This is a genomic window from Bacteroides sp. B1-V-101, from assembly GCF_023656585.1.
Classification (GTDB): Bacteria; Bacteroidota; Bacteroidia; order Bacteroidales; family Bacteroidaceae; genus Bacteroides; species Bacteroides thetaiotaomicron.
Window position 1 is genome coordinate 53,608 of the sequence record NZ_JAMOKH010000018.1, and the last position, 12,793, is coordinate 66,400.

General features: G+C 45.0%; 14 protein-coding genes. 4 read left to right on the forward strand and 10 right to left on the reverse strand.

Annotation, left to right across the window (positions count from 1 at the left end; genetic code table 11):
* The first annotated feature begins 68 nt into the window (after positions 1–68).
* Together NBH01_RS14790 and NBH01_RS14795 are read left to right on the forward strand one after the other, a co-directional pair.
* Entirely contained in the window at positions 69–1,064 is a 996-nt protein-coding gene (locus tag NBH01_RS14790; RefSeq protein WP_090616055.1) for a M20 family metallopeptidase, read from the forward strand.
* 30 nt (positions 1,065–1,094) lie between these two features.
* Positions 1,095–1,520 carry a SufE family protein gene (locus NBH01_RS14795; RefSeq protein WP_008763578.1) on the forward strand — a complete coding sequence of 142 codons (426 nt, stop codon included), beginning with the start codon at positions 1,095–1,097 and terminating at the stop codon, positions 1,518–1,520.
* Between the two features lie 116 nt (positions 1,521–1,636).
* Here the strand turns inward: NBH01_RS14795 and NBH01_RS14800 are convergent, their stop codons facing one another.
* The 7 genes from NBH01_RS14800 to NBH01_RS14830 form a co-directional block, all read right to left on the reverse strand.
* Positions 1,637–1,852: a helix-turn-helix domain-containing protein gene (locus NBH01_RS14800; protein ID WP_011108348.1), complete on the reverse strand. Its 216-nt coding sequence runs from the start codon at positions 1,850–1,852 to the stop codon at positions 1,637–1,639.
* 22 nt (positions 1,853–1,874) lie between these two features.
* Complete coding sequence (locus tag NBH01_RS14805; RefSeq protein WP_008763580.1) at positions 1,875–2,531, reverse strand: DUF2975 domain-containing protein; 657 nt, start codon at positions 2,529–2,531, stop codon at positions 1,875–1,877.
* Between the two features lie 12 nt (positions 2,532–2,543).
* The gene (locus NBH01_RS14810) at positions 2,544–3,347 is read right to left on the reverse strand and encodes a CPBP family intramembrane glutamic endopeptidase (RefSeq protein WP_048691891.1); all 804 of its coding nucleotides are present in this window, start codon (positions 3,345–3,347) and stop codon (positions 2,544–2,546) included.
* Positions 3,348–3,711: 364 nt separating this feature from the next.
* Complete coding sequence (locus NBH01_RS14815) at positions 3,712–4,674, reverse strand: bifunctional riboflavin kinase/FAD synthetase (RefSeq protein ID WP_225693567.1); 963 nt, start codon at positions 4,672–4,674, stop codon at positions 3,712–3,714.
* Positions 4,675–4,684: 10 nt separating this feature from the next.
* Positions 4,685–5,308 carry an HAD family hydrolase gene (locus NBH01_RS14820; protein ID WP_008763583.1) on the reverse strand — a complete coding sequence of 208 codons (624 nt, stop codon included), beginning with the start codon at positions 5,306–5,308 and terminating at the stop codon, positions 4,685–4,687.
* A gap of 7 nt (positions 5,309–5,315) precedes the next feature.
* Positions 5,316–8,006, reverse strand: a complete 2,691-nt coding sequence (locus NBH01_RS14825) for a calcium-translocating P-type ATPase, PMCA-type (RefSeq protein WP_008763584.1) — start codon at positions 8,004–8,006, stop codon at positions 5,316–5,318.
* Positions 8,007–8,092: 86 nt separating this feature from the next.
* A complete protein-coding gene (locus tag NBH01_RS14830; protein WP_234119727.1) occupies positions 8,093–9,268 on the reverse strand; it encodes a sensor histidine kinase in 1,176 nt (391 codons plus the stop codon).
* A gap of 221 nt (positions 9,269–9,489) precedes the next feature.
* On the opposite strand from NBH01_RS14830, the gene rd reads away from it, so the two are divergent.
* The gene (gene rd / locus NBH01_RS14835) at positions 9,490–9,654 is read left to right on the forward strand and encodes a rubredoxin (protein ID WP_008763586.1); all 165 of its coding nucleotides are present in this window, start codon (positions 9,490–9,492) and stop codon (positions 9,652–9,654) included.
* A 103-nt stretch (positions 9,655–9,757) separates the two neighbouring features.
* On the opposite strand, the gene NBH01_RS14840 is transcribed toward rd, so the two are convergent.
* Positions 9,758–10,231 (reverse strand): HU family DNA-binding protein, encoded by a 474-nt coding sequence (locus tag NBH01_RS14840; RefSeq protein ID WP_234141233.1) that lies wholly within the window; start codon positions 10,229–10,231, stop codon positions 9,758–9,760.
* Between the two features lie 336 nt (positions 10,232–10,567).
* Between NBH01_RS14840 and NBH01_RS14845 the strand changes: the two genes are divergently transcribed.
* Complete coding sequence (locus tag NBH01_RS14845; RefSeq protein ID WP_195381018.1) at positions 10,568–10,954, forward strand: hypothetical protein; 387 nt, start codon at positions 10,568–10,570, stop codon at positions 10,952–10,954.
* 97 nt (positions 10,955–11,051) lie between these two features.
* Here NBH01_RS14845 and NBH01_RS14850 read toward each other — a convergent pair whose 3' ends face one another.
* Positions 11,052–11,660, reverse strand: a complete 609-nt coding sequence (locus NBH01_RS14850; RefSeq protein WP_225693572.1) for an HU family DNA-binding protein — start codon at positions 11,658–11,660, stop codon at positions 11,052–11,054.
* A gap of 226 nt (positions 11,661–11,886) precedes the next feature.
* Positions 11,887–12,789, reverse strand: a complete 903-nt coding sequence (locus NBH01_RS14855) for a BT_3044 domain-containing protein (protein WP_234141234.1) — start codon at positions 12,787–12,789, stop codon at positions 11,887–11,889.
* Positions 12,790–12,793 lie beyond the last annotated feature (4 nt).

The following is a 12,793-nucleotide window of genomic DNA, read 5'->3' on the forward strand; positions in this document are numbered from 1 at the left end:
TCCATTCTATCTGAACGATACTGTGGTGAAAATGACTAATTTTGAGGCTTCATATAGATAAAAGGACGATGAAAAAGAAATCTATGATAGTGTTGACGAGTGCCTTTGTATTATTATCTGCTTTTTCTTGTGGAGGAGGCGGCAAGGCAACTGGTACGAATGAACAAAGTGAAAAAGTGGTGGTAAATGTACCTCAGTTTGATGCGGACAGTGCCTATTTGTATGTAAAGAATCAGGTAGATTTTGGTCCCCGTGTCCCCAATACGAAGGAGCACGTAGCTTGTGGCAATTATCTGGCCGGAAAGCTGGAGGCTTTCGGTGCGAAGGTAACGAATCAGTATGCCGATCTGATTGCCTATGACGGCACACTGTTGAAGGCGCGGAACATCATCGGCTCTTACAAACCGGAAAGTAAGAAGAGAATAGCGTTGTTTGCACATTGGGATACCCGTCCGTGGGCGGATAATGATGCTGACGAAAAGAATCACCATACCCCTATTCTGGGAGCCAATGACGGAGCAAGCGGAGTGGGAGCCTTGTTGGAAATCGCCCGGTTGGTCAATCTGCAACAGCCGGAACTGGGCATTGATATCATCTTTCTGGATGCGGAAGACTACGGAACTCCTCAATTCTACGAGGGAAAGCACAAGGAAGAGGCTTGGTGTCTCGGCTCGCAGTATTGGTCGCGCAATCCTCACGTGCAAGGGTATAATGCCCGTTTTGGTATCTTGCTCGATATGGTGGGTGGTGAGAACAGCGTATTTCTGAAAGAAGGATATTCCGAAGAGTTTGCTCCGGATATCAACAAGAAAGTATGGAAAGCGGCTAAAAAAGCAGGTTATGGGAAAACCTTCATCGATGAGAGAGGCGATACCATCACCGACGACCATCTGTTTATTAACCGTCTGGCTCGTATCAAGACAATCGATATTATTCCCAATGATCCGGAAACAGGCTTCCCTTCGACTTGGCATACCATTCATGATAATATGGACCATATCGACAAGAATACGCTGAAAGCCGTCGGACAGACAGTGCTGGAAGTGATTTATAATGAAAAGTAAATAGTTAACTAGTAAACCGTAAATAACTTCATGTCAATTAATGAATTACAAGACGAAGTGATTGCTGAATTCAGCGACTTCGATGACTGGATGGACCGCTACCAGCTGCTCATTGACTTAGGTAATGAACAGGAACCGCTCGACGAAAAGTATAAGACCGAACAGAATCTGATCGAAGGCTGCCAGAGCCGTGTATGGCTTCAGGCGGACGATGTGGATGGAAAAATCGTGTTTAATGCGGAAAGTGACGCTTTGATTGTGAAAGGAATCATTGCTTTATTGATCAAAGTCCTTTCGGGGCATACGCCCGATGAAATACTGAATGCTGATCTTTATTTTATCGATAAGATAGGTTTGAGAGATCATTTGTCTCCTACCCGTAGCAATGGGTTGCTGTCGATGGTAAAGCAGATACGTATGTATGCGCTGGCATTTAAGGCAAAAGAAGGGAAATAAAGATAATAAATTTAGGCACGGATTACGCGGATTACACGGTTTTAAGAGATGCATCTGGCAGAAACCGTGTAATCCGCGTAATCCGTGCCTAAAAAAATATAAGCTTTTCCCCTTGTTTAATCGCAAATTTCCTCCTGATATTCCAGTATATCTGCCGGCTGGCAGTCCAGTACTTTGCAGATAGCCTCCAGCGTAGAGAAACGGATTGCCTTAGCTTTTCCGGTTTTTAATATAGAAAGGTTGGCGGGGGTGATATCTATTTTCTCCGCCAGCTCGCCCAGAGATATTTTTCTGCGCGCCATCATGATGTCAAGGTTTACTATAATTGCCATAATTTTATTTTCTCGGTTTGGGTTAAATGGTCAGTTCTTGTTCTTCTTTCATTTTCAGTCCGATAGCGAATGTTTCGGCTACAATCAGGCAACCGAGTCCCAATAATAAATCAGTCGTCTGTAGCGCCAGGGGAGCGATGATATAATGTTCAAGCGCGAATACTTCTTTCAGTCCCCAGTAGTTGACGACCTGCGGAATCAGGTAAAACACGAAGGACATAATCAGCAGACTACCCAGCCAGCGCAGGCGGCGGACATTCTTCCATTCGAATATCTGCGATTTGTTGATGCTCAGAATCAGCATGACAAAGATAATAAGTGCGGAGATGGTGAGCAGTGCATTCATCAGCGAACAGGAACTGCTGATAATCAGGTAACTGTAATTCACTTCTTTTCCGGTGCGTACCGCCATTTGCGTATACATGACGGGCACTTTCTCATTGTTTTGGGCATTGATGATCGTATCCGGTTTGATCATGGCGATCGTAGGTACGACATCCACAAAACGGAAATCTCCTGCAAGCATAGGTCTGTCACATGCTTTCGATTCCTTGTGCTGTTCTTTGGCCAGACTCATTCCGGCTTTCATTCCTGTTCCGAACTGGTATCCTGTGGTATACAGAGAAAGTCCCAGAACAATGAATACCAATATGCTGAGAATATTCAAACGTCTTTTCATCGCTGTTATTTTTTAGTCCGTGATATTTGTTTCTTCTTTCCAGGGATAATGGACGGTCGTACGACGCATCGCCCAGATAACTCCTGCCAGTATCAAAACTGCTACAAAAATAGCAATTAGATAGGAGGTAGTGTCCATCAGATCGCTCATATTTTCAGCTTCCGGATATTTCGTGCTAAGAAATACGGATAACGAATTATTCAGTATATGCATCAGTGTGCAGGGGATGAGGCTGGCAGTCTTGTAATACGTCCATGCAAACAGGATACCGATCAGGAATGCCGGAAGTATCTGGGCAGGATTGATATGGAAAACACCGAATAAAAGGGCTGAAAGCAGAATTGCCTTTGTCGGGCTGTACTGCTGTAGCAATGCTTTGGTGATGGCTCCGCGAAATAGCAGTTCTTCGAGTACGGGACCTATGACGGCTATGGCAAGAATGCCTCCCCAGCCGGACTGGAGGATATCGAAGGATTGTTCCATGATGTTGGGAATCCACTTCATCAGTTCTGCCAATGCGGATACGACGAAGCCACAGGTGAGGACAGCCAATGCACTGAAGAACAGATACGAGGATGAAACGGGCGACCAGGTTATTTTCTTTGTGCTGATGTATCCGGCTTTCCATAAATAGATACCCATCATCAGCTGACCGGCCAGTTGCGCCGGAATCATAAGCATGGTAATGAGCGTGTCTTTGTCTAAGTTTCCGGTAGTGGCTACCAGATAAATCACACAGGGGATCATGACTAAAATGGGAGCAATGATCTGTGCGATAAGCAGATTCAGTAATATCAGTTTAATAGCAGTTCTCATATTTGTAGTATTCTTAGTATTCTTGGATGGGATACAAAGATAATCGTTTGTTATTTACTGGCAATGAAGCTGCACAGAAACATGGCTATCATTGAGATGGATACTACCAGCATCGATATACTCATTAATGACTTTTTCATAAAGTGTTATTTTTTAATAGATGATTAAATAGAAAATGTTTGTTTTTCGATGATTATTTATCGTTTATCGATATGCAAATGTAGAGGTAAGTTTTGAGTTGGCAAAGGAAAAAGAGATTTTATTTATCGAAAAACAATAAAAAAGATATGTTTTTCGATATTAACGGACTCGTTGCAGCCGAAAAGAGGCTTATTAATGTGGTTAATTTAGAGAAAAAGGGGGATCATTTCTCCTGTTTGGCAGCGAGTAGAATGGCTTCAGTTTCTTCCGCATCTTTGTGAAGCTGTGCGATTAGTTCGTCGATACTATCGTATTTCAGTTCGGGGCGTGTCCGCTTCACGAAAGTAAGCCGGATAAATTTGTCGTAAATGTCGGAGTGGAAATGAAGGATATTCACTTCGATTGTGCGGTTGGGACCATTTCCGATGGTAGGGCGGACGCCTATATTCAGCATTCCCATATAGGTCTTCCCGTCGAATGTGACCCATACGGCATAGACTCCGTCTGCGGGAATCAGTTTGTCGGGATCATCCACGCTTAAATTGGCAGTCGGAAAACCGATCTTCCGGCCTACCTGATAGCCGCCTACTACCGTTCCGTCCAGAAAGTATTCATAGCCCAGACAGCGGGCAGCTACGTCTACATCTCCCTGATGCAGCAACTTGCGGATTAAAGAAGAACTGACCGGAGCACTTTGGATGGTATCTATCTGTATATCATCTGTGTAAGCCTGTGCACGGATGACCTCAATGCCGATTGCCTGCCCGTAGCGTACATAATCGTCAAATCCTTCGCTGCGGTTGTGACCGAAACGGTGATCGTATCCTATCACCAGATACTTTACCTGATAACGTTCTTTTAGTATCTGAGTCATGAATTCTTTGGCGGTCAGACGGGAGATGTCGGGTGTAAAATCGAGCATCAGGCAATAATCTACTCCCGTGCCTGCGAGCAGGTTTGTTTTTTCTTCGGGAGTAGTTAAAAGTTCCGGATGGTAAGCGGCGTTCATCACTTTGCGCGGATGAACGGGGAATGTGACTAATGCAGAACGCAGACCTTTGGCTGCCGCTATCTCCTTCACCTGTTGAATCAGATAGCGATGTCCCATGTGTACTCCGTCGAAGAAACCGATGGTAGCTACGCATGGTTCGGGAATCATAGCCGATGTGTCATTTATAATCTGCATACTTACATTCTCATTTTTTTCTGAAAAGATGGCTCCAGTCTTCACCGGCTTTCGGTGTGTAGGTCGAGATACCCAGTTCCTGAGCTACTTTACAGTTAATTTCGGAATCGTCAATAAAAAAAGTCTCTTTCGGGTCAATACCCGCATCTTCGGTCACCGCCTTGAATATTTCCGGTTCGGGCTTGGCCATTTTCATTTCATAAGAGAGATACGTCTTCTCAAAATAGTCCTCTACTTTGAACGTACGGTAGGGGAAGGCATTCTTGCATACCCATTTCCAGTGGATGTCATTGGTGTTGCTGAGCAGATAGACTACGTATTTCTCGCGTAGTTTGAGCAGCAAGTCGAGCTTGTAGGTCGGGATGTCTACCAGAAAGCTGTTCCAGGCTGCGTCGATCTGCTTGTCGCTTACCATCTTTCCCATCATCTCCCGAATGCCGTCACGGAATTCGGCAGGAGTGATCAGTCCTTTCTCCTGCTGCAAAAATATTCCGTCCAGCTGGTGGGTGCAGAACTTTTCTTCTATGTTCTGGAACCCGATCTTTTTAAAGTTCTCAATACAACGTTCGCGGTCGAGATTTATCAGTACACCGCCTAAATCAATAAGTAAGTTTTTAATTCCTTTACTTTTCATTATTTTCTCATTTGTGAATACTACGTTGAACAAGGCGAATAAGTTCTCCAACCCATAACACCGTGGACGAAACGCCTATAATCAGAAGCCACGTCTGCCAGTCGAGCGGCTCTGTGCGGAATACAGCTCCACCGAACTGTACAATCAGAAATTGTCCGACCAGAATGGCCAGAACAATCAACTCCATGCCATACGATTTGGAAAGTCCCTTGAATGCCGAGTCGGTAGTGCCGAATACGCGGGCATTGAACAGGTTCCAGAATTGCAGCATGACAAAGAAAGTGAAGAAAATGGTGAGGTTATGTACATCCATACCTTGTGCGCTGTGGTCGAAATAATAAATCATTCCGAGCAATACGGCGAGGAAGATCGTACCTACACCTAATATATTGTTACGCATCGCTTTGCTGATGATAAAGTCAGTGCTGCGGCGCGGCTTTTCCTGCATGACGGTTTCGCTGGGAGGGATGGAAGCGAGGGCCAAAGCGGCAAAAGTATCCATGATCAGGTTCACCCACAGCATTTGTGTCACTGTCAGCGGAAGTTCCGTTCCGATCATCGATCCCAATAACACGATCAGCAAGGCTACAAAGTTGATTGTCAGCTGGAATACGATGAAACGCTGGATATTCTTATAAAGAGAACGTCCCCACATGACAGCGGTGCCGATACTGTTGAACGAGTCGTCGAGCAGCGTGATGTCACTGGCTTCTTTGGCTACGGACGTACCTGTACCCATTGACAGACCAACTTGGGCATGATTCAGGGCAGGCGCATCGTTCGTTCCGTCTCCGGTTACGGCGACTACGGCTCCTTTTTGTTGGAGCAGCTGCACAAGACGTTGTTTGTCCGTCGGGCGGGCACGAGACATGATTTTGAGGTCCATCACACGGTCCAGCGCTTCTTCGTCACTCAGTTCGGCAAAGGCAACACCGGTGATACGGTTCCGGTCGGTATCCGTTTCCGGTTGCCACAGTCCGATCTGACGGGCAATTTCCGTCGCAGTTCCCGGTGTGTCACCGGTAACGATCTTGATGCCGATACCAGCCGACTGGCATTTGGCCACGGCGGCGGGTACATCCGGACGAATCGGGTCTGAGATGGCTACGACTCCTAAGAAATTAAGGTCGTTGGCAGACACCAGTTCCGTGCAGTCATTCGGTTCGTTTTCTCCTACTATTTTGAAGGCAAAGCCGAGTGTGCGCATTGCCATATTCTGATAATTCAGCAACTGGGCTTCTACTGTCGAACGATATTCGACGGCATCTACCCGTCGGCCGTCCAGCACGACTTCCTTACATTTGCCAAGCACGATTTCGGGTGCTCCTTTTATATAAAGTACTTTCTTTCCGATGATCGGAGACTCGACGAGAGTCGCCATAAATTTACGTTCGGTCGAGAAGGTGAGCTGGTCGAGGATGCGGGCGTGTTCACGGAGTTCGAGATAATTTCTTCCCTGACTGTTGAGCCATAATAACAGGGCGACTTCCGTAGGGTTACCAACACCTTTCGGCTTTTCGCCCGTTGCCGCTTCTTCGAGGAAAGCGGTTGAGTTGGCGCTGATCCCTTCTGCGACGAGAGCGCTGATATCATCATCGCCCAGGTTGCCGCCATTCTTGATTCCGTAGAAATTGGGTTCGTGTACCTGCATCAGGTTTTGAGTCAGTGTACCCGTTTTGTCCGTACAGATCACGGTGATAGCTCCCATCGTCTCGCAGGCATGCATCTTTCGTACCAGATTGTTGGTCGAGAGCATACGGCGCATATTCAGGGCCAGGCTGAGTGTTACGCTCATGGGCAATCCTTCGGGGACGGCTACTACAATCAAAGTAACAGCCATCATGAAATATTTGAGGGTCCGTTCGAAAACCGGAAGCCACTCGTGCCAGCCGTTCAGCGAACTGAAATCAAAGTACAACAGTACATCTTTTACAAAGAAGATAAGGAAGGCAAGTCCGGCAACGGTAAAACCGATTTTACCGATCAGGTTCGCGAGCTTGGTCAACTGTATATTCAGAGGGGTCGGTTCCAGATTTTCTTCGGTGCTTTGGCGTGCTACCTTGCCGATTTCTGTGGCATCTCCCACGTGCAGTACGCGCATGGTGCCGTGTCCGTCCACCACTGTCGTTCCGCGCATCACTAAGTTGGAGGCATAGGTTGCTTCTTCGTCAAAGTCCGCTTCGATCACAGTCTTGTTGATTACCGGTTCTCCGGTCAGGTTGGATTCGTTCACTTGCAGGGAGATCGCTTCCAGCAGCTGGCCGTCGGCAGGAATCTCTTCGCCTGTTTCCAGTATGATAATATCGTCTACAACGACGTCTTTACGTGGGATTTCCTGTACGTGTCCGTTGCGAATCACTTTTACGAGTGTTTCTTCATTGACGGCATTCAGTAAGTCGAATTTTTTATTGGCATCATATTCGAAAAAGAAGCCGATACCTGTGGCTAATAAGATGGCAGCTATGATTCCGATAGTTTCGGCATATTCATTTTCGATGATGGAAATGATCAGTGAAAATACGGCGGCTACCAACAATACCCGCACAACCGGATCTTCAAACTTTTCGAGATAGAGCTTCCATAAGGAAGGACGCTTGGGGGGTGTTAACAGATTGACACCGTTCTTTTCCCTGCTTTGTAGGACTTCGTCATCCGTAAGGCCTACATGATAATAATCGTCTTTTTTTGTAGTACTCATGCAAATACATGCGTTTGATTAGGACCGCAAAAATACAACATAAAATTGTGATAAAATGTTTAATTAAAACTTTTTATGAAGTTACTTTATTCGGGACGTCCGCAAGTACGATAGGGAATGGTAAACCAGAACGTTGATCCCTTGCCTTCTACGGAGTCTGCACCGATTTGCCCCTCCAATTTGTTTACGATGGTTTTAGAGATGGAAAGTCCCAGCCCCGTTCCTTTCTTGTCTTTGTTCAGCTTCACAAAACGGCCGAAAACTTCCGGTAGTTTGTCGGCAGGGATTCCTGCTCCCGAGTCGGTGACATAAAAATAAAGTTCGGTATCTCTTGCCTCATAACCGATGCTGATCGTTCCCTCCTGCGTGAATTTAATGGCGTTGGTGGTAAAATTGGAGAGCACCTGCGCGACACGGTTCCGGTCGGTCTCTATGCTACAGGAGGGAAGGCTTGGTTCTGCTATTATTTGAATATTTCCTCCTGCATCGTTGACTTTCATTTGGAAAAGCTGTCGCAGGTCGGATAGTAACAGGTTGATATCTACCTTTGTATATACAAATTCGAGTGTGCCGGCTTCTATTTTCGACATATCCAGGATATCGTTCACCAGTTGCAGCAGCAGATCGGCATTCATTTTTATGATTTCCTGATATTGTGCCTTTTCTTCTTCCGTATTGGCGCTGGCAAGTATTTCTGCAAATCCCGTGATGGCGTTGAGAGGCGTGCGGATTTCGTGACTCATATTGGCGAGGAAGGCAGACTTCGAAAGGTCGGCATTTTCTGCTTTCTCTTTGGCCAGTGTCAGTTCTTTTTCGGCTTGTTTAAGTTGGGTGATGTCATGCACCGTGAGTACCATGTTCTCTTCTTCGTTAAGGAGAAAATAGGAACCGGATATTACGGCGTCACATTCTACAGATTTCTTTTCGGAGGTAAGCACGTTCAGAGTAGCTTCCAGATCAGTGAAGCCTCTTCTTTGTTCGAAAGCCTGACGGATGGCACAACGTATGGGGCAGGAACCGCAGTAAGCATGAGTACCGCAGCCTCCTTCCGCCGATAATGCGTTGCGGCATTGCAATAAGTCGCCCACTCTCTTTTCTTCCAGACCTTTTTGAGTTCCGGTGAGTTGATAGTAGTTTGTTTTTAATACTTTGAAGTCATTATCTATTAATAAGATATAGGCATGAACATTTTTCAGAATGGCGCTGGCGATGTGGTTGGTGTGTTCCAGTTTTCTGGATTCCCGGAATAGTCGTTTTTGCATCCGAAGACATTTTCTCCGTTCCCATAGATAGCTGAGCAGGAGGATTGCACATATAATTAGCAGGAGAGGTAGCAATGCAATTAGCATGATGTAACTTGTTGGTTTTGTTCTACAAATATATTGCAAAGATAACTTTTTTACTCGGGATAAGAAATAAGTTCGAACAATTTGCATTTTATTTGCGTTATATTATTTAGTAAACCAATAAAAAAACGAACGTTATGAAAAAGTACATTTGCACAGTCTGTGAATACATTTACGACCCCGCACAAGGAGATCCCGAGAGCGGAATTGAACCGGGAACAGCATTTGAAGACATTCCGGATGATTGGACTTGTCCACTTTGCGGAGTCGGAAAAGAGGACTTTGAACCGTACGAAGGATAAAAAAATTAAGAGAGAGAAGAGATTATTGAAAAAATGACCGGAAAGCAATGCTTCCGGTCATTTTTGCGTTTCAGCTCATGCTGAGCTTTTTTTGTTCCTGTTTTTATACTGTCGGGTCAGGTGCTTCCTCATCGCCACCGCCGTCGGGGTTGGGAGGAGTAGGAGTGTTTCCGTTGTCAACGATCTCGCTGCCGGTTACCAGTTTTTGAATACTTGCCTTTTTCAGCATATCTTTAAACTTGTATCCCGGAGTAAATACGATTTTCACCCAACGAATCGTGTCGGAATCCACTGCCGCTTCTGTCTCCTGGCTTTCGCTGCTGATGCCGGGACGAAATTGACCGAAATCACCCAGTTGTACGGAAATGCCTTTGTTTAAGTTTATATTCAGCGTATCGATCAGTGCATCGAGTACAAACTTGACCGCTCCGCTGGGAACCATTCCCACTTTAGAAATCTCATCACACAAATCCTTGAAATTAACCGTATTGGTAATAAAATTCTGTGCTACATATTTTTCGGTTTTCTCTTTACCGAAACCAATCATTCTTTTTTTAACGACATACCTAAGTGCCATAATCTTTTTTGTTTTTTAATAGTTAGTAAATCTGTTTCTTTTGTTTTGTGATCACGATGCAAATGTATGTGTTTCCAAATGAACTGCCAAGCAAAAAACTCAAAGTGCGTTAATAAGTTTCTTCAACTAAAGAAATGGTCAGATGTTTTTTTGTTGTTCTCCTTTCATCTTTTTCCGATTGAAGATTGTCCTTTTCATATCATATCCATACCTTTGTAGATTCAAGAACCCAACGTGGCTCCGGTGGCTCAGGAGCCGTGATGTCCGGAGAACGACCGGCTAGGTGGTGGAAAGGGAATGAAGAATATGAATCAAGAATTAACGGATGTAGTATAAATGATGACTTCCTGTTTATTGAGAATACACAGTTTACGTTTTTTCGACGGAGGCTTGCATGAGGTTCCTGTGGAAGAAGTGATGACGGTTGCGCTTATTGCGATATTCATCTTTGTTCCGTGCCTGTGGCTTGTCCGGTATTTAAAAGATAAGAGGCTGGACTCGGACGAGAAAGACAAGTTTATACAAATACATATTATCTCGACCATTGTCCTGACTATTGCGGGCGGTGTTTTTGCACGGATGTCCGGACTTGTCAATAAATGGATAGACGAACAGCCGTTGATTATTGCTGTTTACATCGCTTTGGCACTTAGTTCCTTCGGCATCATTGTCGGAAAAATGATCGACTTTTGGGTGTATTGTCTCCGAAAGAAGATGTTTTAAAGTATCTGTATATAGATGCCTGTTGCCTCTGCCCGAAGAAGGTTGGAAACAGGCTTATTCATCTAATGAGTTCAATTAGGGATATACGCTATATGCTTCAAATCATTTTCTTCGCATAAACCACCTGTTTTCCTGCTCCGTAGCGCATCAGTATCCCTTTTTCGATAAAAGCGTTCAGCTCTTTTAGTGCACGTTTTTTGTCGTGACCGGTCATATGGCAATAATCAGTGCGAGTCATGCAAGGATATTTTTCAAGGTGGGCGGTTATTAGTGCCAGACATTCCGCTTCGCTACGTCCGTTACCTTTGGGGCGGGTGAGGGATTCGGTACGTTCCAATCTCATGTCATACCCTACTTCCCGCTTGAATTGTTTGGTCGGTAGATAGTTGATGTTTTTTAGTTTGATTGATTGTGCACGCACATCTTTCTTGTGCATTACGGGTGGTCCTTGCAGCGATACGGAGAAATAGCCGATCTCGCCTAATTCTACAATCCAGCCGTTAGCCAGTAAATCTTTTAACTCATTTTGAAAAGACTGCATTGCTCCTGCCAGCAAACTACGGCTGATTCCCGTAAATTTGTGCACGCGGTCCAGAAATTCGTCCTGACCGATAGTCCCTTTGGGAACAATGCGGGGATGAAGGGGTTGTTTTTCTCCTGTCTGCTTGATATCGGGAATCTCGTAAAGGTCATACTGTGCGCTCATAACTTAAGTTATTTTGTTGTGTTATTAATGTTTCCGTTCCTATAAACTAAGGAATCCGGCTTAAATATTAATTCGTTCTACTACAGTTCCCCGTGCGGACCACTATAGTGGGGCACAAGGGGAACTATAGTTCTTCTTTCGTGCCACTATAGTGGTACGAAAGAAGATTTGCATACAAAGTTATTAATATTAAAGAGAAAAGGGTTAACCTTATGAGGTTTTTGCGTTAATTATTTATTTCCAGCCGCAATTCCTCTTGCATCACCTTGCTTTTCCCATCCTTTGTATATCGGTACGACAGCAGAAATACATTATAAGTATGACCGAAAGATTCCTCTACCTTGAATGTATTGGGGTATTTGGAGTCACCGTCTATCTGAGTTACCTCAATATCCTTGTACGGTTTTATCGTGACATGATTGTTTTCCTCCACTTGCAGTATGATAGCGGTTTTGTTGATGTGATCCACATTGCTTTCAAAAGACTCCGTTCCGGCTATCATGCGTACGCTGTTGTGGGTGAGTGGAAACATCTTCTTGTTACCTGCGGTTGCCATCCCGTCTGCCAGACCGGTCATTGAATAGTAAACGTTTTCGCCCTGCGTTGCATAATCGTTCTTGATAAGTATCTGATATAGAATGGTGTTTTTGCTTTCATTAATCTCGACGCCCGAGATATCCGTAGCTTTTAATCCTACGAAGTAGGTAGAATCCGGTGACAGTCCTTCGGGACGTATCCTGATCATGGTTCTGCCTGTCCGTTCGCCCGCATTGATCTGAATCTTGTAATCTACAATCTCGTATTTGTCACTGGACAGGAATTTGGCATAGCAGGCTTCATCGACGTCGTAAAGAGACCGGTTGTAGAATTCCAGTGAAGTCAGGTCTTCTTCCAGCCCGATCACCATGTCTTGTTTCGGGGCATGGGTACCTCCGGTGCAGGCTGCGATATATCCTGTCGCCTCTTCTCCGGTAGGGGACAAGGTGACCACTTCTTCAAACGTGTTATAGTAGTCACTGCTGATTAGGGCCACTACATTCTTGTACATTTCCTTTTCAAACAGCGCATCGTCATTGCATGACGAAAGCGCTGTCATAAGTGCGAGTATCGTTATAAAATCTCGTTTCATCTTC